The organism is Mesorhizobium sp. C277A, from assembly GCF_040324395.1.
In the GTDB taxonomy this organism is placed as follows: Bacteria; Pseudomonadota; Alphaproteobacteria; order Rhizobiales; family Rhizobiaceae; genus Mesorhizobium.
Window position 1 is genome coordinate 3,422,790 of sequence record NZ_JAMYVW010000002.1, and the last position, 19,976, is coordinate 3,442,765.

Annotated in this window: 19 protein-coding genes; 13 read left to right on the forward strand and 6 right to left on the reverse strand. The window is 63.4% G+C overall.

Annotation, left to right across the window (positions count from 1 at the left end; translation table 11 throughout):
- The first annotated feature begins 217 nt into the window (after window positions 1-217).
- The 9 genes from NKK52_RS16935 (at window position 218) to NKK52_RS16975 (ending at window position 8,060) form a co-directional block, all read left to right on the forward strand.
- Window positions 218-457 carry a BrnA antitoxin family protein gene (locus NKK52_RS16935; RefSeq protein WP_023683720.1) on the forward strand — a complete coding sequence of 80 codons (240 nt, stop codon included), beginning with the start codon at window positions 218-220 and terminating at the stop codon, window positions 455-457.
- 103 nt (window positions 458-560) lie between these two features.
- Window positions 561-1,445, forward strand: coding sequence for a prolipoprotein diacylglyceryl transferase (gene lgt, locus NKK52_RS16940; RefSeq protein ID WP_023672032.1), 885 nt, complete (start codon window positions 561-563; stop codon window positions 1,443-1,445).
- A complete protein-coding gene (locus NKK52_RS16945) occupies window positions 1,442-2,506 on the forward strand; it encodes a class I SAM-dependent methyltransferase (protein WP_023683719.1) in 1,065 nt (354 codons plus the stop codon). Before lgt ends, NKK52_RS16945 begins: the two co-directional genes overlap by 4 nt.
- A 151-nt stretch (window positions 2,507-2,657) precedes the next feature.
- Window positions 2,658-3,452, forward strand: a complete 795-nt coding sequence (gene pgeF, locus NKK52_RS16950; protein ID WP_023683717.1) for a peptidoglycan editing factor PgeF — start codon at window positions 2,658-2,660, stop codon at window positions 3,450-3,452.
- Window positions 3,452-4,603 (forward strand): M24 family metallopeptidase, encoded by a 1,152-nt coding sequence (locus NKK52_RS16955; RefSeq protein ID WP_023683716.1) that lies wholly within the window; start codon window positions 3,452-3,454, stop codon window positions 4,601-4,603. The genes pgeF and NKK52_RS16955 overlap by 1 nt, the downstream gene beginning before the upstream one ends.
- 55 nt (window positions 4,604-4,658) lie before the next feature.
- On the forward strand, window positions 4,659-5,255 hold the full coding sequence (locus tag NKK52_RS16960) for a hypothetical protein (RefSeq protein WP_023683715.1): 597 nt from the start codon (window positions 4,659-4,661) through the stop codon (window positions 5,253-5,255).
- A 141-nt stretch (window positions 5,256-5,396) separates the two neighbouring features.
- On the forward strand, window positions 5,397-6,332 hold the full coding sequence (locus NKK52_RS16965) for a ribose-phosphate pyrophosphokinase (protein WP_023670050.1): 936 nt from the start codon (window positions 5,397-5,399) through the stop codon (window positions 6,330-6,332).
- Between the two features lie 93 nt (window positions 6,333-6,425).
- Window positions 6,426-6,749 (forward strand): hypothetical protein, encoded by a 324-nt coding sequence (locus NKK52_RS16970; protein ID WP_348524866.1) that lies wholly within the window; start codon window positions 6,426-6,428, stop codon window positions 6,747-6,749.
- A gap of 339 nt (window positions 6,750-7,088) precedes the next feature.
- Entirely contained in the window at window positions 7,089-8,060 is a 972-nt protein-coding gene (locus tag NKK52_RS16975; protein ID WP_023683714.1) for a Bug family tripartite tricarboxylate transporter substrate binding protein, read from the forward strand.
- Between the two features lie 35 nt (window positions 8,061-8,095).
- Here NKK52_RS16975 and NKK52_RS16980 read toward each other — a convergent pair whose 3' ends face one another.
- Window positions 8,096-8,968, reverse strand: a complete 873-nt coding sequence (locus NKK52_RS16980) for an AraC family transcriptional regulator (protein ID WP_023683713.1) — start codon at window positions 8,966-8,968, stop codon at window positions 8,096-8,098.
- A gap of 203 nt (window positions 8,969-9,171) precedes the next feature.
- Here NKK52_RS16980 and NKK52_RS16985 point away from each other — a divergent pair, with 203 nt between their 5' ends.
- Together NKK52_RS16985 and NKK52_RS16990 are read left to right on the forward strand one after the other, a co-directional pair.
- Window positions 9,172-10,416: an MFS transporter gene (locus tag NKK52_RS16985; protein ID WP_023683712.1), complete on the forward strand. Its 1,245-nt coding sequence runs from the start codon at window positions 9,172-9,174 to the stop codon at window positions 10,414-10,416.
- A gap of 140 nt (window positions 10,417-10,556) precedes the next feature.
- Complete coding sequence (locus NKK52_RS16990; RefSeq protein ID WP_023683711.1) at window positions 10,557-11,471, forward strand: alpha/beta fold hydrolase; 915 nt, start codon at window positions 10,557-10,559, stop codon at window positions 11,469-11,471.
- A 98-nt stretch (window positions 11,472-11,569) separates the two neighbouring features.
- On the opposite strand, the gene NKK52_RS16995 is transcribed toward NKK52_RS16990, so the two are convergent.
- Window positions 11,570-12,412, reverse strand: coding sequence for an alpha/beta fold hydrolase (locus NKK52_RS16995; RefSeq protein ID WP_155924133.1), 843 nt, complete (start codon window positions 12,410-12,412; stop codon window positions 11,570-11,572).
- A 151-nt stretch (window positions 12,413-12,563) separates the two neighbouring features.
- On the opposite strand from NKK52_RS16995, the gene NKK52_RS17000 reads away from it, so the two are divergent.
- On the forward strand, window positions 12,564-12,995 hold the full coding sequence (locus tag NKK52_RS17000) for a MarR family winged helix-turn-helix transcriptional regulator (protein WP_023670043.1): 432 nt from the start codon (window positions 12,564-12,566) through the stop codon (window positions 12,993-12,995).
- 22 nt (window positions 12,996-13,017) lie between these two features.
- Here the strand turns inward: NKK52_RS17000 and NKK52_RS17005 are convergent, their stop codons facing one another.
- The 4 genes from NKK52_RS17005 to NKK52_RS17020 all read right to left on the reverse strand — a co-directional run bounded on the left by NKK52_RS17005 (window position 13,018) and on the right by NKK52_RS17020 (window position 18,454).
- Window positions 13,018-13,779: a glutamine amidotransferase gene (locus NKK52_RS17005; protein WP_023683709.1), complete on the reverse strand. Its 762-nt coding sequence runs from the start codon at window positions 13,777-13,779 to the stop codon at window positions 13,018-13,020.
- 79 nt (window positions 13,780-13,858) lie between these two features.
- Window positions 13,859-14,860: a rhamnose ABC transporter substrate-binding protein gene (locus tag NKK52_RS17010; RefSeq protein ID WP_031192988.1), complete on the reverse strand. Its 1,002-nt coding sequence runs from the start codon at window positions 14,858-14,860 to the stop codon at window positions 13,859-13,861.
- Window positions 14,861-14,906: 46 nt separating this feature from the next.
- Window positions 14,907-15,896 carry an ABC transporter permease gene (locus NKK52_RS17015; RefSeq protein WP_023683707.1) on the reverse strand — a complete coding sequence of 330 codons (990 nt, stop codon included), beginning with the start codon at window positions 15,894-15,896 and terminating at the stop codon, window positions 14,907-14,909.
- The gene (locus tag NKK52_RS17020; protein ID WP_023683706.1) at window positions 15,893-18,454 is read right to left on the reverse strand and encodes an ATP-binding cassette domain-containing protein; all 2,562 of its coding nucleotides are present in this window, start codon (window positions 18,452-18,454) and stop codon (window positions 15,893-15,895) included. The genes NKK52_RS17015 and NKK52_RS17020 overlap by 4 nt, the downstream gene beginning before the upstream one ends.
- A gap of 242 nt (window positions 18,455-18,696) precedes the next feature.
- Between NKK52_RS17020 and NKK52_RS17025 the strand changes: the two genes are divergently transcribed.
- Window positions 18,697-19,929: an ROK family transcriptional regulator gene (locus tag NKK52_RS17025; RefSeq protein WP_245263094.1), complete on the forward strand. Its 1,233-nt coding sequence runs from the start codon at window positions 18,697-18,699 to the stop codon at window positions 19,927-19,929.
- Window positions 19,930-19,976: the final 47 nt, after the last annotated feature.

The following is a 19,976-nucleotide window of genomic DNA, read 5'->3' on the forward strand; positions in this document are numbered from 1 at the left end:
GCTTTGCAGCACTCGATGCAGCACTCGCAAAAGGCATTTCGGATGCCAGTGCGGGCCGGGTCTAGCCTGGCGACGAGGTGCTGGACAGGCTTGAAGCCAAACACAGGGCAATGGCAGAGAGAACCAAGTGAAGTTACTGGTCTTCACAGACCAGCGGCCTAGTGTTTTCCTCACGACTTGCTCCAGGCAAGAAGTCACTCGCATTCAGGATCAACCAATGGCAACGCCCCCGCGCCGACCGACCAATCCGATGGAAGCCGCTGAAGCGGCCTTCAAGCCAGTCAAGAAACCCGCGCCTCCCATTCGCGAACCCTCCGCCGCACCAAACGTTCGCGAGCTTGTCTCGATCAGGATCGATCGCGCCGTGCTCGACCATTTCCAGGAAGATGGCCCCGGCTGGCAAGACAGGATCAACGATGCGCTCAGGCAATTGGTCGCCGGCAAGCCGCAGGGTTGAGCCCATTATCTCTGACGATCAGGCTGTCGTCACCTTGCCTTGACCCCGCCAAAACCCTGCCGCATGGTCCGCGCCCTAACGCGAGCCCTCCCAGGAGATCCTGTTGAACGACTATTTCCCGCTGCCGATGGCGTCGCTGTCCTTCCCCAACATCGACCCGATCCTGGTTCAGATCGGCCCGCTGGCTGTGCACTGGTACGGCATCGGCTATATCGTCGGCATCCTGTTCGCCTGGTGGTACGCCAAGCGGCTCGTCACCAACACAAGGCTGTGGCCTGATGGCGTCTTGCCGATGAAGCCGATCGACCTCGACGATTTCATCGTCTGGGCCGCCGTCGGCGTCGTGCTCGGCGGACGCACCGGCTATGTGCTTTTCTACGATTTAAAGCGCTATATCGACCACCCGCTCGACATCTTCGCCGTCTGGCAGGGCGGCATGTCGTTCCATGGCGGCCTGCTTGGCGTCATCCTCGCCATGACGCTGTTTTCCCTCAAGCGCGGCATCCGCACCTGGACGCTGTTCGACGTGGTGGCAGCCGGCGTGCCGGTCGGGCTCGGCCTCGTCCGCATCGCGAACTTCGTCAATGCCGAACTCTGGGGTCGCGTGACCGACGTGTCGTGGGGCGTCGTCTTCTGCAACGAGCGTCTCCAGCAGACCGTGGCGGGTTGTGTCGCGGGCCTGGAGCCTCGCCATCCGAGCCAGCTCTACGAAGCGCTGCTCGAGGGCGCGGTGCTGTTCCTGGTCCTGCGCTTCCTCACCCATTCGCGGCTGAAGCTGAAGACGCCGCGCTTTGTCGGCGGCGCCTTCATTTGCGGCTACGGCCTGTCACGCATCTTCGTCGAGTTCTTCCGCGAGCCCGACCAGCAGCTCGGCTACCTCCTCGGCGGCTGGCTCACCATGGGCATGGTGCTGTCGCTGCCGATGGTGCTGGCCGGCATCTGGGCGATGGCCACAGCCAAACCGGCGCCGCAACCACAGCCGGCATGACACGGCTGAAGACCCGCATCGTCGACCTGATCGGCGCGCTCGGCCCCCTCCCCGTCAACGAGTACATGGCGCTCTGCCTGTTCGATCCCAGCGACGGCTACTACACCACGCGCGAGCCGTTCGGCGCCGCCGGCGACTTCGTCACCGCACCCGAGATCAGCCAAATGTTCGGCGAACTCGTCGCCGTCTGGCTCTATCAGGCCTGGCTGGCGATCGGCCGACCCCTGCCGGTCACCATCGCGGAGATCGGGCCTGGCCGCGGCACGCTGATGAAGGACATGCTTCGCACCCTGACGCGGCTCGATCCGGCTATCGCCGCCGGAGCATCCTTCGCTCTGGTCGAGACCAGTCCGCGGCTGACTGAAATCCAGAAGCAGACGCTTGCCGAAACTTCGGTTGAGCTCGGCTGGCACGAAACCATCGCCACACTACCGCAGGCGCCGTTGCTGATTGTCGGCAACGAATTGTTCGACGCTGTGCCGATCCGCCAGTTCATCCGCGCCGGCGCCGGCTGGCGCGAACGGGTGATCGGCCTCGATGTCTCAGACGAGTTGAGCTTCTTCGCCGGCGCCGGCTCGGTCGAGGCGACGCTGCTGCCGGAAGACGCCGCCGAGGCGCCACAAGGCTCTATTTTCGAAATAGCACCGGCCCGCGCGGCACTGATGGCGACCATTGCCGAACGCATAGCCGACCACGGCGGCGCCGGGCTGTTCCCCGATTACGGCCATCTCCAGCCCGGTTTCGGCGACACATTGCAGGCCGTGCGCAGGCACGCCCCCGAAGATGTGCTGGCCAATCCCGGCGAAGCCGATCTCACCGCCCATGTCGACTTCGCTGCACTGGCCGCCGTCGTGCGGGCGCATGGCCTCGATGTGGAATTGGCGACGCAGGGCGACTTTCTGCTTGGCACGGGATTGCTTGAGCGAGCTGGCCAGTTGGGCAGCCAGGCAAGCCAAGAGGCACGACAAACCATTGCCGATGCCGTCGAGCGCCTGGCCGGCCCCGACGGCATGGGCACGCTGTTCAAAATCCTGAAAATCCTGCCGCATCAGCCAGTCTGACCCTCAGAGATCGTTACAAGCCGTCTCGCCATGTCGCTTGTGGTCGCATGCCTGCTTTTGGCCAATGCAAAGTCGACGCGGCAGCACTGTCGCAATCACTCGGCCGAACTTCGCCTTGACGAAAACGCCGGCGCGGACAACAAACCCATCCATGATGAATCAGACCAAACCGGATCCTGTTCGCTCGCCGCTGCTGGAAGCGGCCAAGCCGCGAGGTATCCGCCATGGCTATTTCACCCGTATCGGCGGCGTCTCCGGCGGCATCTATCAGGGACTTAACATCGGCACCGGCTCGGATGACGATCAGATGCTGGTCGCCGAGAACCGCCGCCGCGTCGCTGCCTGGATGGGTGTGCCGGCCAGCCATCTCCTGACCGCGCATCAGGTCCACTCGCCCGATGTCGTTATTGCCAGGGAACCCTTTCCCGGCCCGCGGCCCAAGGCCGACGCCATCGTCACCGACCGGCCGGGCATCGCCATCGGCGCCTCGACGGCCGATTGCGGCCCCGTGCTGTTCGCCGATGCGCAAGCGCGCATCATTGGCGCTGCACACGCCGGCTGGAAGGGCGCTTTCACCGGTGTGCTTGAAAACACCATTGCCGCGATGGAAAGCCTCGGCGCCCGCCGTGAGCGCATCATTGCGGTTCTCGGTCCTTCGATCGGCCCCGACAATTACGAGGTCGGGCCGGAATTCGTCGCCCGTTTCGTCGAAGCCGATGCCGAAAACATCGGCTATTTCGCGCCTTCGGCCAATCCGGCGCATGCAATGTTCGATCTCAACCTCTATACGGTCGACCGGCTGAAGAAGGCTGGCGTGACCGCGCAGGGGCTTGGCCGCTGCACCTATGCCGAGGAGGATCTCTTCTTTTCCTACCGGCGCGCGACGCATCGCAAGGAACCGGACTACGGTCGGCAGGTTTCGGCAATTGTTTTGGAGAACGGATAATGGCGCTGCATTTCGAACGGTCGGAATTTGACGCCCGGCGTGACCGGTTGATGATCGAGATGACGGAAAAGAAGCTCGATGCTGTACTGCTTTTCGCCCAGGAGAGCATGTACTGGCTAACCGGCTACGACACGTTCGGCTTCTGTTTCTTCCAGTGCCTGGTTGTGAAGGCTGACGGCTCGATGGTGCTGCTCACCCGCTCGGCCGATTTGCGCCAGGCGCGCCACACATCGATCATCGACAACATCGTGCTGTGGACCGACCGCGACGGCGCCAACCCGGCGGTCGACCTGCGCAACCTGCTCAACGACCTCAATCTCCTCGGCGCCCGCATCGGCGTCGAATACGACACCCATGGCCTGACCGCCTTCAATGGCCGCCGCGTCGACGAGCAGCTGCAGACCTTCGGCCAGATCGCCGACGCCTCCGGTATTGTCGGCCGTCTGCGCCTGTTCAAGAGCCCGGCTGAAATCGCCAAGGCCGAAAAGGCCGCCAACCTTTCCGACGACGCGCTCGACGCGGCCCTGCCGCTGATCAAGCAGGGCGGCGACGAAGCGCTGATCCTTGCCGCCATGCAGGGCGCGGTGTTTGCCGGCGGCGGCGACTATCCGGCCAATGAATTCATCATCGGCTCGGGCATTGACGCGCTGCTCTGCCGCTACAAGGCCGGGCGCCGCAAGCTGACCAAGAACGATCAGCTGACGCTCGAATGGGCCGGCGTGTTCCATCACTATCACGCGCCGATGATGCGCACCGTGCTGACCGGCAAGGCGTCGAAGCGCCATCAGGAGCTGTTCGACGCCGCCCGCGCGGCTCTTCTGGCGGTCGAGAAGGCGATGACGCCCGGCAACACCTTCGGCGACGTCTTCGACGCGCATGCCCGCACGCTGGAGGCGCACAGCCTGACCAAGCATCGGTTGAACGCCTGCGGCTATTCCGTCGGCGCCCGCTTCACCCCGTCCTGGATGGATATGCCGATGTTCTACCAGGGCAATCCCGAGCCGATCGCGCCCAACATGACATTGTTCGCGCACATGATCATCATGGACTCCGAAACCGAGACGGCGATGACGCTTGGCCGCACCTACCTGACCACCGAATCCCAGCCGAAGCCGCTTTCACGCCATGATCTCGACTTGATCGTACAGTGAATCCATAATGGTTGGTCCACGCGGGGGCGTTCGCGACTAAGGAGTTTTCGGGCAGATGAGACGATCGCATGTGACGACCGTGTCATTGCTCGCAGCGCTTGTGCTGGCCGCTTGCACCAATGCCAAGGACGTCCTTGAGCCGTCCGCCATCACGCCGCCGGCAGCCTCGGCCCAACCGGCTCAGCCCTTGGCTGCCCCGGGCATCGCGCCCGCCGCCACACCAGAGCCGGCCGTCGGCGCCACGACACCCGCCAACCCCGCGCAGAGCGCCGCCGCTTTGTCGAAGACTCGGCTGCAGATCGCGCCGATCGTCGGCGCCTCCGTGGAAGCGGCAACGCCGCTGACGGCCGAACTGCAGACACGCGCCAAGCAGCGCGGCATCACCCTTGCCGGCAGCGCCGACCAGGCCGCCACCCATGTGCTGAAGGGCTACTTCTCGACCATGACGGAAGGCAAGGATACCACCGTTATCTATGTCTGGGACGTCTATGACCCCGCTGGCAACCGGCTACACCGCATCAATGGCCAGCAGAAGGCGCCCTCGGTCAATGCCGCCGAAGGCTGGCCCGCGGTTGCACCCGCTACCATGCAGGCGATCGCCGACCAGACGATCGACCAGTTCGCGGCCTGGCTCGGCGGCAGCGCCGGCTGATCCGCCTGTTACCGGCTTCCGTTCACTGTTGACGTTTTTGAGATTAGCCGGCGGATTCCCGTCAACGAGGCTTGCAATACCGGCACGGCTCGCTACAAGCCCGATTAAGAGGACCTCCCCATCCTTCGCCAGGAACGGTGCATGAAGCTTTTCGCGGGCAATTCCAACCGGGTGCTGGCCGAAGCGGTCGCCCGCTATCTCAATGTCCCGCTGGGCAAGGCCAGCGTCAGACGCTTCGCCGATCAGGAAATCTTCGTCGAAATCCAGGAAAACGTGCGCGGCGAGGATGTCTTCATCCTGCAGTCGACCTCGTTCCCGACCAACGATCATCTGATGGAACTGCTCATCATGATCGATGCCTTCATGCGCTCCTCGGCCAAGCGCATCACCGCGGTCATCCCCTATTTCGGTTACGCCAGGCAGGATCGCCGGGCCTCGGGCCGCACACCGATCTCGGCCAAGCTGGTCGCCAACATGATCACCCGCGCTGGCGTCGACCGCGTTTTGACGCTCGACCTCCATGCCGGCCAAATCCAGGGTTTTTTCGACATTCCGACCGACAATCTGTTCTCGGTGCCGGTGATGGCCCGCGACGTGAAGGCAAAATACAAACAGCTTGCCAATGTCGTCGTCGTCTCGCCCGATATTGGCGGCGTGGTGCGCGCCCGCGCGCTCGCCAAACGCTTCGACGCACAACTGGCCATCGTCGACAAGCGCCGCGAACGTCCCGGTGAATCCGAAGTGATGAACATCATCGGCGCGGTCGCCGGCAAGGATTGCCTGCTGATCGACGACATCGTCGATTCCGGCGGCACGCTGTGCAATGCCGCCGATGCGCTGCTCGCCAACGGCGCTACCAGCGTCACTGCCTATATCACCCACGGCGTGCTGTCGGGCGGTGCGGTCGCCCGGATCAGCGGCTCGAAGCTGCAGGAACTGGTGATCACCGATTCCATCCAGCCGACGCAAGGCGTGCTCGACGCCCCGAATATCCGCGTCATCTCCATCGCCGACCTGATTGGCGAGGCGATTTCGCGCACAGCGACCGAAGAGTCCGTGTCGAGCCTGTTCGATTAATCCATGTTGCCCAAAAGCGTGCCCACGGGCCTGGCTCGGGGGTAATCTCGTTTTTGGAATCTGCCCCAAACCGTCGTGAAAGGAGCGCAGCTGATGCGCAATCGAATCAAGGCTGCAGGCATCGCAGGAATGCTTCTCGCAATCGGCATCGCCAGCGCGGCCTATGCGCCGACAATCGCTCCGGTTTCGACCGCGCAGGCGCAAACGGAATATCTTCCCACCGAAAAGGATTTCATCGGCAAATGGAGCATCGCAGGGTCCGCAATCCGGCCACCGCGTGATCTGAAAGAGCCGGCGAAGCCCGACCAGGATGCGGCTGCGACCGAATTTCAGCAGACTGTGACCGCCTTTTATGGCGCCTTCGACTATCTGGAGATCACGGCGGACGGCCGCTACAATTTTCACCCAACCGGGTGACCCGGCATCGGGGCCTTGCGTCTGGTGCGGGACATGGTCGTTCAAGAACGATTCCCTCTGGCTCGAACTGGACACGGCGCCCAGGCTCGACATCTACGCCGAGGGCGGCGACATGCAGATGACCTACACGGCCGAGCCTGAAGAGACGTCACGATACAAATGGCTTGTTTTCAGCTGGACCAAGGCTGATTGAACTGAGGGGTGAGGCGTTCTCGCGCACGCCAACCGAAGCATCGGTGTCAAGCCCGATCTCCTGAGGCGGGCAGTCAGTCCATGGTTGCATTGTGCGAGGAGTTCACCATGGCCATACTGCCCCTCCAATCAACGGAGGAGTAGCAGATGCGGCGTAGGACTTTGCTCGGGCTCGCGGTTTCCATCGCAGCCACCCTTTCAGCACCGGCGGCCTGGGCCGCCGATTTTCCGGACCGGACCATCACCATGGTTGTCCCCTTTTCCGCCGGTGGCTCGACGGATCTGGTCGCGCGCCTAGTCGCCAACAAGATGTCCGAAAAGCTGGGCCAGCAGATTGTCGTCGAAAATGTCGGCGGCGCCGGGGGCAGCATCGGCGCTGCCCAGGTCGCCCGAGCCGAACCGGACGGCTACACGATCCTGATGGGCACGGTCGCAACCCACGCGCTCAACCCGCTGATCCTGAAGACAAAGCCCTACGACGCGGAGAAGGATTTTGCGCCGATATCGTTGCTCGTGCTGGTGCCAAACGTCCTGGTCGTAAACCCTGAATTCCCCGCCAAGGACGTCAAGGAACTGATCGAGATGCTGAAGAAGGACCCGGACAAATATGCCTACGCCTCATCAGGCAATGGCACCCCGCTGCATCTCTCCGGCGAGCTTTTCAAGACGATGGCCGGCGTCAGTATGCAGCACATTCCCTACAAGGGCGCCGGACCGGCCTTGAACGACGTTATCGGCAATCAGGTGCCGATGATGTTCGACAACCTCCCCTCTTCATCGGGCCATATCAAGAGCGGGACGCTGAGAGCGCTTGGCGTCACCACCAAGGAGCGCGTTCCCTCCTTCCCCGACATACCGGCCATTGCCGAAACCATTCCCGGCTATGAAACCTACAGCTGGAACGCTCTGTTCGCGCCCGCAGGCACGCCGCCGGAGGTCGTCGCCGTTCTTCAGAAGGCGGCAGTTGAAGCCCTGAAAGACCCTGATGTGATCGCCCGCATGGCCCAGTTCAGCGCCTCGATCGTGGCCTCCACCCCGGAAGAGCTTGGAGTGCATGTGAAGGCCGAACTCGCCAAATGGGAACCGATCGTCAAGGCCAGCGGCGTTCAGCTGGACTAGGGCCTACGGCAAAGTACTGCGGGCTTTTCCTGGCGCTACGGCGCCGGGGCCTCAAGCCGAGGCTGAGCCCGCCGCATGCCTTCGTCGCGGGCGCCGCGCATATAGCCGCGCGGCGAGGCGCCGAGCATGCGCTTGAACATGGTTATGAATGCCGGCACGCTGTCATAACCGAGGTCGAGCGCCACCCTGGTGATTGGCTCGCCGTCGGCGAGCCTGGGAAGTGCCGCGAACAGGCAGGCCTGCTGGCGCCATGTCGACAAGGACAGTCCGGTCTGGCGGTGGAAGGCACGGGTGAAGGAGCGCCGGCTCATCCCCGCGGCATCGGCCCACTCGTCGATCGTGGCATGCGGCGACGGTGCCGAGACGAAGCGTCGGCAGAGCGCCGCCAGCCTGGGATCAGACGGGAACGGCAGGCCGAGCGGCCGTTCCGGCAAGGTCGGGATCTCGTGCAGCAAGAGGTTCATGATCAACCCGCCGCGGCCTTCCAGTTCGCCGCCTTGCGGCAGCTTTTCCGATTCGACGATCAGGCTGTGCATCAGTTCGGTGACGCCGACGACGCGCAAACCTTCCGGCAGGCCGGGGATCGCGCCCGGCATCACATAGACCGAGCGCATCGAGACATCGCCCAGCATTTCGACGGAATGCTCGGTGCCGGCCGGTATCCACATTGCATGGTCGGGCGGCACCATCCAGCGCCCGTACCTGGTCGTCACCAGCACGACACCGACCAGCGCATGCAGCAGCTGGCTGCGGCTGTGGCGGTGTTGCGGCACGAGGTAACCGTCCGGATATTCGGTCGGCAAAGCCACCGCCGGCCCGGAAACCTCCTCCAGCCACTGCCAGCGGCTTTCGTGCAATCGGCCGAGATCGGCATTGCCGGCGCGGAAGATGTCCCTGCCATGTGGCATCGGCTATGGCCCACTTGCGAAACTATTGGACCAAACCACGAAAGAAGTCGCCTCGCAAGCGGCTTATAAGGCAGCCATCCCCAGGGCGCTCCGCAGGGGCGTCGCCCAAGCGCTTCAGACGAGCGTCCTTAAGGCGGTCCGCGGGAGCGGCCGCCAAGCCTGCCCGCGGGCAAACACCCGCCAAAAAGACCTCGGAGCCTGCCTTGACCGATACGACAGCCACCAGCATTGCACCGCAGCCAAGCGCCAGCCTCCCTTCAGCCCAGGCGACCGCCTTCACCGTCATTCTGGCGGTGAGCTTTTGCCACGGCATTAACGACATCATGCAATCGCTGCTGCCGGCGATCTATCCGCTGCTGAAAGAGAACTACGGTCTCGATTTCTGGCAGATCGGTCTTTTGACCTTCACCTTCCAGGTCACGGCGTCGCTGCTGCAGCCGGTCATCGGCATGATCACCGACAAGCGGCCAATGCCCTATTCGCTGCCCTACGGAATGGCGTCCTCGCTGATTGGCCTGATCGTGCTCGCCTATGCCGGCCACTATGCGCTGCTTCTGGTCGGCGCCTCGCTGATCGGCATCGGCTCGGCGATCTTCCATCCGGAATCCTCGCGCATTGCCCGCTTTGCCTCCGGCGGCCGCTTTGGCCTGGCGCAATCTTTGTTCCAGGTCGGCGGCAATTTCGGCCAGTCGATGGGGCCGTTGCTCGCTGCCTTCATCGTCGTGCCCTTCGGCCAGACCAGCATTTCATGGTTCGCCGTCGGTTCTCTGATCGGCATCATCGTTTTGTCGCGGGTCGGCGGCTGGTACAGCCGGATGCGCGCCGCGCAGGGCAATCGCAAGGCGGCAAGCTTCGTCTCGCCCTTCCCGCGCAAGAAAGTGATGGGTGCGCTCATCGTCCTGACGCTGCTGGTGCTGACCAAGAATGCCTACATCGCCTCGCTCTCCAGCTACTACACCTTCTATTCCATCCATAAGTTCGGCGTGTCGGTGCAGATGAGCCAGGTCATGCTGTTCCTGTTCCTCGGCGCCTCGGCGCTGGGCATCCTGCTCGGCGGACCGTTCGGCGACCGCTACGGCCAGAAGGCGATGATCTGGTTCTCGATCGTCGGCGTGCTGCCGTTCACGCTGGCGCTGCCCTACGCCAATTTCGAATGGACGATGGTGCTGACGGTGCTGATCGGCCTGATCCTGTCCTCGGCCTTCTCCAACATCGTCGTGTTTGCGCAGGAGTTGGTGCCGGGACGTGTCGGCACCATCGCCGGGATCTTCTTCGGCTTCGCCTTCGGCATGGGCGGCATTGCAGCCGCCGTGCTCGGCGTCGTCGCCGACTTGAAGGGCATCGATTTCGTCTTCCAGATCTGCTCGTATCTGCCGCTGCTCGGCCTGCTGACGGTGTTCCTGCCCAACATGAAGGAAGCCAGGAAGGCGCAAGCGGCGGCCAGATAAAACCGGTCGATTTTGCGGATTTGGCGCAGGGCGCGGCATTGCTGCGCCCTCTGTGATTCTTTCACCATGCGCTGGTTGAAAAGCGGCTAGAGATAGTCATCAACGAAGGCTTGGGGCCTTCGACGTCTCTGGGGGATGACATGCGCAAGACCGTATTGGCCGTATTGGGTGTGCTTCTTGTTACCTTGCCGGCGACGGCACGCATCGTTCCTTTTCCGCCGGGTTTCAAGACGCAGTCCGTCGAAACCAACGGCACCAAACTCTATGTGCGCGTTGGCGGCAAGGGTCCCGCCGTCGTGATGCTGCACGGCTTTGCCGATACCGGAGACATGTGGGGCGCCGCGGCCATCGCCCTCGCAAAGGACCACACCGTCATCGTGCCGGACCTGCGCGGCATGGGTCTGTCGGCCCACCCGGAAGCGGGCTACGCCAAGAAGAACCAGGCCGTCGACATCGCCGGCGTGTTGGATGCCCTGAAGATCGACAAGGCAGATCTCGTCACCCACGACATCGGCAACATGGTCGGCTATGCGCTTGCCGCGCAATATCCCAAGCGCATCACCAAATGGGTCATCATCGATGCGCCGCTGCCCGGCATCGGCGATTGGGAAAAGATCAAGCAAAGCCCGCTGCTTTGGCACTTCAACTTCCGCGGCCCGGATATGGAGCGGCTGGTCGCAGGGCGCGAGCGCATCTATCTCGATCGCTTCTACAACGAACTGTCGGCAGACCCCAAGAAGATCGACGAGGCCACGCGCAAGCACTACGCCAGACTCTATGCCCGCCCGCATGCGATGCATGACGCTTTCGAGCAGTTCAAGGCGTTTGACCAGGACGCGATCGACAACCAGGCGATGCTCGCCGCCGGCGGCAAACTGACCATGCCGGTACTGGCTGTCGGCGGTGAAAAATCCGCTGGCACTACGCAGGCCGATCTCCTGCGGCTTGTTGCGACCGATGTCACGGGCGGCATCGTGCCCGCTTCCGGACACTGGATCATGGAGGAAAACCCCGACGACACCGTCAAACTGATCACTGGTTTTCTCGATAAATAGGCACTGTCCCGCTGACATTTCGACGAAAGCAAATGCACCCGCCCGGCGGCGGGTGCCTTGCCTATCCAACTGGACGATGTCTATTCAACTGAACGATTCTAGGCCTTGAAGAACGCCAGCAGGTCGACATTGATGACATCGGCATGGGTCGTCGCCATGCCGTGCGGGAAGCCCTTGTAGACCTTGAGCTCGCCCTTTTTGAGCAGCTTGACAGCCAGCAGCGCGGAGTCGGCGATCGGAACGATCTGGTCGTCGTCGCCATGCATCACCAGCACCGGCACGTCGATGGCCTTCAGATCGTCGGTGAAGTCGGTTTCCGAGAACGCCTTGATGCAATCGTAATGCGCCTTGGTGCCGCCCATCATGCCCTGGCGCCACCAATTCTCGACGACAGCCTGCGACACCTGGGCGCCGGGGCGGTTGAAGCCGTAGAACGGGCCGGCCGCAATATCGTGGAAAAACTGGGCGCGGTTGGCTGCCTGGGCGGAGCGGAAACCATCGAACACCTCGATCGGCAGGCCACCCGGATTGGCCGCCGTCTTCAGCATGATCGGCGGCACCGCGCCGAGCAGTGCGGCCTTGGCGACACGGCCACCGGAACCGTACTTCGCGACATAGCGGGCCACTTCGCCGCCACCGGTGGAATGGCCGACATGGATCGCGTCCTTGAGGTCGAGATGCGCCGCAAGCTCCGCGACATCAGCGGCGTAGGTGTCCATCTCGTTGCCGGTATCGGTCTGGGTGGAGCGGCCATGGCCGCGCCGGTCATGGGCAATGACGCGATAGCCCTTGGACAGGAAGAACAGCATCTGGGCGTCCCAGTCGTCGCTGCTCAGCGGCCAGCCGTGATGGAAGACGATGGGTTGTCCCGTTCCCCAATCCTTGTAGAAAATTTCGGTGCCGTCCTTGGTGGTGATCGTGCTGCTGCCGGGCTTGGTCATCTCGCTCTCCATTGATTGCTTCCGCGATAATCAATATCGCGATAACCATACGACTAGCGCAGGTCCAAATCCTTGTCTACAGAAAATATGTATCGCGATATCATTTTTCGTGGTACATATTGATGTGACTCAGTCGGCAAAGGAATGCCTCGTGCCTCTCCCGTTGGACAACCAGCTCTGCTTCACGCTTTACGCCACCAGCATGGCAATCAATCGCACCTACAAGCCCATGCTGGACGAGATGGGCATCACCTATCCGCAATATCTCGTGCTGAACGCACTTGCCGAAGCCGGCGGGATGTCGGTCGGCTCGATTGCGCACAGGCTCGCTTTGGAATCGAGCACCATCACGCCGCTGGTGAAGCGCATGGAACAGGCCGGTCTCGTCACCCGCCAGCGCAGCCAGACGGACGAGCGCCAAGTGCAGGTCGACCTGACGCCTGCCGGCCGCGCGCTGCTCGTCCAGTGCAACTGCCTCAACGAAACCCTGATCGAACGCTCGGGCATGACGATGGCTGATCTCGATGCCTTGAATCGGCGGATCCAGGCGCTGCGCGAAGCGTTGAGCAGCAAGCCGGACTAGCTGCCCTACAAACACGCCAGGCTTAATCCTTGCCGGCCAGCCAGCGCACGACGTTGCCCATCAGCTTGCCGTAGAGCGGCCAGCCGAGAAAGTCCTGCGACAGCCAGTGCGGGCCGATATCCGTCGCCCAGGCGACAGTGCGGCCGTGGCCAACGCTGCGAGCAGCAAGCAGCGGCCAGTCCGTGCCGCGATACTGGCAGGTCGCCAGAAGCTGGGACGAGCCGTCGCGCCTGAAATCGAGTTTGTTCATGCCGAGGATCGGCGGCAACGGACCCGCGACACCGGCAAGGATCGGATGCGACGCCTGAAGGATCGACGGCTGCAGGCCTTGCGGCACTTCCAGCCCGTCCGAGAATGGCAGGCAGCGCACGGGCAGCACGTCCTCGACCGGGGTGTCGTGGAAACGCGCCGTGCCGAACAGGCCTTGGAACCCCATATAGCCGCCGGCCAGCATCAGCCCGCCGCCGCCTTCGACATAGGCCTTGAGGACGTCGAGGCGGTTGACGCCGATGCGCCCGGCGCGGGCCTCCGGCGTGACCAGCAAGGTCAGCGCGCCGACATCGGAGATCACCACCGCCTGGTATTCGGCCAGCGCGTCGAGGTCATACGGAAATTCGGCCGCACAGCGATCGCCACCGATCTGCGTCACCGCTATGCGCTCTGCGGCAAGGGCGGCATTGAAGGCCGTCGCGCCATTCACCCATGTCGCACTTGTCAGAACGTCGCCGCCGGCAGCGACCGACGTCGTCGCCGCGAAGGTCTCGCCTGCCAGCAAGAGTTTCATCGTCGCCCTCACGCTTTTCGACTGACAATTGAACGAGCGGGCGCCGGCTTGAACCGGCGCCCGCCGGGCCTTGGGAGGCTTAGAACTTAAACTCGGCCAGGTTTTCCGGCGTCACGATCTTGGCCGGGCCAAGGATCAGTTCGCCGCTGGCGCCGATCGTGTACTCGCCGAGCCTGCCTGCCGTGAACTTCTCACCTTCCTTGCCGGTGATCTTGCACTGCGCCAGCGCCTGGGCCGCCTGATAGGTCAGGTAGCCGAGATCGGTGACATTCCACCAGATATCCTGGGCAGCGCCATCCTTGATGTATTTCGAAATCAAAGTGGCCGGCGCAAGGCCGGTCAGCTTGACCTTGCCGATCATGCCGGCTTCCTCGAGTGCGCGCGCGGCCGCCGGAAGGCCTATGCCTGCCGGCACGATGATCACCTTGAGATCCGGAAACGCCTGCACCAGCGCCAAGGCCTGCTGCTGGTTGACCTGCTCGCTCTCTTCGCCATAGGCGACCTGCACCAGTTTCATCTTGGCGTATTTCGGCTCTGCCGCCATCTTCGCCTTCATGAAGTCGATCCAGGCGTTCTGGTTGGTCGCCGTCGGCGTCGACGACAGGATGGCGAACTCGCCTTCGCCGCCGCTGAGGTTGAATGCGCTTTCCAGCATCATTTCGGCCAGACTGTCGCCCTTCACCTGGTTCACGAACACCGCGCGCGCATCGGCCGCGACGTCGGAATCGTACGAGATCACCCGGACGCCTTGCTGAACGGCGCGCTTCAGCGCAGGCGCAACGGCATTGGCGTCGTTGCCGGCGATAGCGATGACGCCGACCTTCTGCGACACAAGGCTGTTGATGAATTCGATCTGTGCCTCGGCCGTCGCCTGCGACGGGGCGACCTGGGTGGCGGTGCCGCCAATTTCCTTCGCAGCCTCCTCGGCGCCGCCGAAAGCCACCTTGAAGTAGGGATCGGTGTCGAGCTTGGGCAGGAAGCCGACGATCACCGGTTCCTTGGCGCATTCCTGGCTGTAGGCCAGCGAGGCCGGCGCAAGCAGAACCGCGGATGCGAGCAGGGCTATTCTAAACGCTTTCATTGTGTCTCCTCCGTCAGAATTCGGGCTTGAAGAAAGGGGCCCGAGATCACCCCTTGGTTTCGCGCAGGACGCGCGATCTTGACAGCCGCTCCTCCAGGGAGCGCCAGTAATTGCCGACCAGCAGCGAGCCGATCAGAAGCAGGCCGATGATCATGCCTTGAGCGTCGCCGCCGATCTGGTTGAGCGCCAGCACATTTCGGATGATGGCGATCAACAGCAGCGCCAGCATGACCCCCGTGAGCCGCCCCTTACCACCGAAGACGCTGACGCCGCCGAGCAGCACGATGGTGATGACATCGAGCTCCATGCCGAGCGCATTGTTGGCGCGGGCATTGGAAACGCGCGCGGTATAGACGATGCCGGCGATGGCTGCGACCATGCCCGAAACGACGAACAGCTTCAGCACCATTTTGCGCGTATCGATGCCGGAATAACGCGCCACTTCGGGGCTGCCGCCGAGCGCATAGATGCGCTTGCCGGTCGGCGTCTTCTGCAGCACCACCGCGAAGATCGGCGCCAGCAGCAGGAACGGCACGATGGTCCACGGGATTTGTGTGCCCGGCAGATTGCTGATGCCGAAATCGACAACCGCCGGCGGCAATATGTTGACCGAACCGGTGCCGAGCAGGATGTAGCCAATGCCCCGATACAGCGCCATGGTGCCGAGCGTCACCACCAGCGACTGCAACCCGAGGCCCGACACCAGATAGCCGTTGAAGGCGCCGAGCAGGCCGCCGAAGACGAGCGTCAGCGGAATGGCGGCCAGCGTCGGCACGCCGCCCTGGACGAGCAGGCCAAACACCACGGATGTCAGCGCCAGCACCGAGGCGATCGACAGGTCGATCTCGCGGGTGATGATGAGCAGCGTCATCGGCAGGATCAGCAACGCCTTTTCCGAGGCGCCTGCGGCCAATTGCGAGAGGTTGAAGCCGGAGACGAAATTCGGCACGAAGACCGCCGCATAGATAAAGACGGCGAGGCAGGCGGTCGCCAGCAGCAGATCCCAGAAGTCGATCGAGCGGATAAACTTTCTCATCTCGCCCTCGCCTGTCTTGCCTGTTCGGCACGCCGCGCGATGAAGGTGTCGATGCCGATGGCAACCAGGATCACCAGGCCATAGACGCCCTGCAGCCAGAGCGGGTCGACACGCACCAGCGTCAGCCCGTTCTTGATGACCAAGAGCGTGAGCGCGCCAAGGATGATGCCGAGCAGCGTGCCCGAGCCGCCGCGGATGGCGACGCCGCCGACCACCGCAGAGGCGATCACCGTGAGTTCGAAGCCGAGCGCGACGCGGGCATCGATGGTGGCGTAGCGCGAAGCCCACAGGGCGCCGCACAGGCCGCCTAGCAGGCCGGCCATGCCGAAGGCCAGCAGGATGCGCCGGTCGACCGGAATGCCGATCAGCCTTGCGCCGTCCGGGTTGGAACCGGTGGCAAACAGCTCGCGCCCGGTTGCGGTGCGATAGAGCAGCACATAGCCGGCGCACAGGATGACAATAGCGATGATGACGATCAGCGGCACGCCTGCGATCTTCAGCCCGGTCATGTCGAGCCAGGCTTGCGTGACTTCGTCGGCGCTGACCTGGTCGCCCGCCGCCCAGATCGAGTTGAAACCGCGGAAGATCGACATCGAAGCCAGCGTAACGACGATGGCCGGGATCTTTCCCCTGGTAACGACAAGGCCGTTGAGCAGTCCGGCAAAGCCGCCGACCGCGCAGGCGGTGATCAGGCCGATGCCGATGTCCAATCCGGGATAGGCCTGAACCATGCTGGCCGCCATATAGGCGGAGAGGCCGATCACAGCTGCGATCGACAGGTCGATGTTGCGGGTGATCAGCACCAGCATCTGCGCCAGTGCGGCGACAATCAGCAAGGCCGCGTCCATCGACACAGCGGTGAGGTTCGCCGCGCTCACCATGCGCGGGTTGATGATGGTGACCGGAATGGCGACGGCGAGCATCGCCGCAAGCAGGCCGAATTCCCGCCGCTTCAGAAAATCGAACGGTCCTTTTGCCTTTTCCTCCTCGGCGGCGCGTTCTATCTGCGCTGCCTGGCCGGCACGTTCATCGGTCCTGGTCGCCGCTTCCAGTACCTTTTCCTGCGTGGCTTGTCCGCGCGAAAACTCAGCAGTCTGGCGGCCTTCGCGCAGCACGATAATGCGGTCGCACATGCCGATCAGCTCGGGCATCTCTGACGAGATCAGCAGGATCGCCATGCCATGCGCGGCAAGGTCAGCGATCATTGCATGCACTTCCGCCTTGGTACCGACATCGATGCCTTGCGTCGGCTCGTCGAGGATGAGCACGCGCGGCTCGGTGCGCAGCCATTTGGCCAGCACCACCTTCTGCTGGTTGCCGCCGGATAACTCTTTCACCGGCTGCCCGTAGCCGGAAAAGCGCAGCTTCATGCGCTTCAGCCAGTCCGCCACCAGACCGATGGCGCGGTCGGTGCCGTAGAGACCGCGTTGTGCGGCCTTGTCGAGAACAGGTAGCACCGCATTGTCGAGGATGGAGAAATCCATCACCAGGCTCTGGCCCATGCGATCTTCCGACACATAGGCGATGCGCGCATCCATGGCGTCGCGCGCCGAGGCGAACTGCACGGGCTTGCCGTCGATCAGGATTTCGCCGGCGTCGGGCCGGTCGATACCGAACAGCACGCGCGCAATCTCGGTGCGTCCGCTGCCGACCAGGCCGCCAAGCCCCAGCACCTCGCCGGCGTGAAGCTTGAGGTCGATACCGGTAAAGCCGCCGGCGCGCGAAAGTCCCTTCCCCTCCAGCACCAGCGCGCCTGAGGCATGGCGCCGTTCGGGATAGAGGTCGGTGACTTCACGCCCGACCATCATGCTGATGGCGGCAGCACGGCCAAGCTCGGCCTTCGGCTTGACGCCGATCAGGCGCCCGTCGCGCAGCACCGCGATGCGGTCGGCGATGCGGAAGATCTCGTCCATACGGTGGCCGACGAACATCATCGCCACGCCGTGCAGCCTGAGATCGGCAACGACGGAAAACAGCCGCTCGACCTCGCGCTGCGACAGCGCCGCCGTCGGTTCGTCCATGATCAGCACGCGCGCATCCAGCGATAGCGCCCGGGCTATTTCGACCAGTTGCTGTTCTGAGGTACGCAGGGTTCCCAGCCGCGTTGCCGCCGGCACGTCGAGGCCGACGGTCGCCAGCACCTTGCGGGCGCCGGCCAGCATGGCGGCATTGTCGATGCCGCCAAAGCGGTCGCGCGGCATGTGGCCGAGATAGATGTTCTCCGCCACCGACAGATCGGGAAACAGGCCAGGATGCTGGTGCATGACCGCAATGCCGGCCGCCTGCGCGTCATGCGGCGAATGGAAGACGGCTGATTTGCCGTCAACCTCGACATGACCGCTGGTGGGAGAATGCACACCGGCCAGAAGCTTCACGCAGGTGCTCTTGCCGGCGCCGTTTTCGCCAAGCAGCGCCAGCACCTCGCCGGAGCGCAATTCGAAGGAGGCGTCCTTGAGCGCAATCGTGCCGCCGAAAGCCTTCGTCGCCTGAACCAGGGCAACAGGAACAGCCCGCACCACCGCAGCGTCGGCTTCGCTTTGTGTGCCCGAGTGCAGCACGTCTCCTCCCTGACTAGTTATTTTTTCAATTTGCTATATTAAATAGCGCAAAGGCGCAACGGCAAAATTGACTTCCATGGTTCCGACGCGCACTGTCGCCGCCAACATAGGCACCGCAGGGTGCGCTCGGCCGCAGGTGGTTTGCGGGCTTCGCGCCGGGAACGGGACATTTGGGGAGTGTGCGGGTTTTGTCAGGGAGAGGCAGCAATTCTGTCAAAGTTCGGCACTATAATGAGCGTTTCGTGCTCGACGCCATCCGTCGCCTCAAGGAAGCCTCCAAGTCCGATCTGGCGCGCGCGGCAAGCCTGACGCCGGCGGCCGTCGCTGCCATCGTCGACGGCCTGGAATCTTCCGGATTCGTAAAGCAAGTGGGAAAAAGGTTCGGGCAGCGCGGTTCGCCCTCCACGCTGTACCGGCTGACGCCGGAGCGCATCTACAGCGTCGGCATCAAGATCGGCCGGCGTGCGCTTGAAGCCGTTCTGGTCGACTTCGCCGGTGAAATCCGCGCAAGAGAGTCGCACGAATACCGCTTCCCCGATCCTGATTTGGTGCTGAAGGCCGGCAACATGGCGCTGGCCACCTTCGAAAAGCTGGTGGATGGGCTTGGCGATGCCAGCATCGTCGGCGTCGGCATTGCCTCACCCTATTTCCTCGGCGGCTGGAGCGAGGAACTCGGCTTTCCCGACGATCTCGGCAGCCGCTGGGAAGCGATCGACCTGACGACTTGCTTTGCCACGCCGGCGAAGACGCCGGTGTTCGTGGAAAACGACGCCACGTCGGCGGCGCTGGCCGAACTTGTCCAGGGCGCCGGCGCCCGCTTCCGCGATTTCATGCACATCTCGATCGACACTTTTGTCGGCGGCGGCCTGGTGCAAGGCGGCAGGGTCCACACCGGGCCGCATGGCAACAGCGCTGCCCTCGGACCCTTGCCGGTCTCGCCCTCAAGCCTCGATTCGGTGGCGGCGAAGCCTGCGCGCTACCAGAGCCTGCTGCATCGCGCCTCGATCTATGTGCTGGTCAATCACCTGAGGTCGCGCGGCGTGGTGATCAATCGTGTGCGGGAACTCGATCCGTTGCCAGCCGAAGCGCGCGTGCCGCTGTTCGAATGGATCGACGATTGTGCGAGCGCGCTGGTCGAGGCGATCATCGCCATCACCTCCATCATCGACATCGAGGCCATCGTTCTCGACTCGATCCTGCCCAGGCCGATCCATCTCGAACTGCTGGCAAGGGTGCAGACCCAGTTCAACCAGGCCAGCGCAATCGGCATCGTGGCGCCGGAGATCGTGCCGGGGCAATTCGGCCCCGAAGCGTCCTCGATCGGCGCCGCCATGCTGCCGTTCTCGGCGCTGCTGGCGCCCGACAGCGGCGTGCTCATGATCGGCAAGGACCGGACGAAACTGCTGAGCGCTCTGTCCACGCTCGGTGGCGCCAAGGGAAACGGATCAAATCCGCCCACCGACCTGCCGGCCTGAGCGCAATGCGGCGCCCAACGCAGGCATCGGCCACCCTTGCCCGCCAT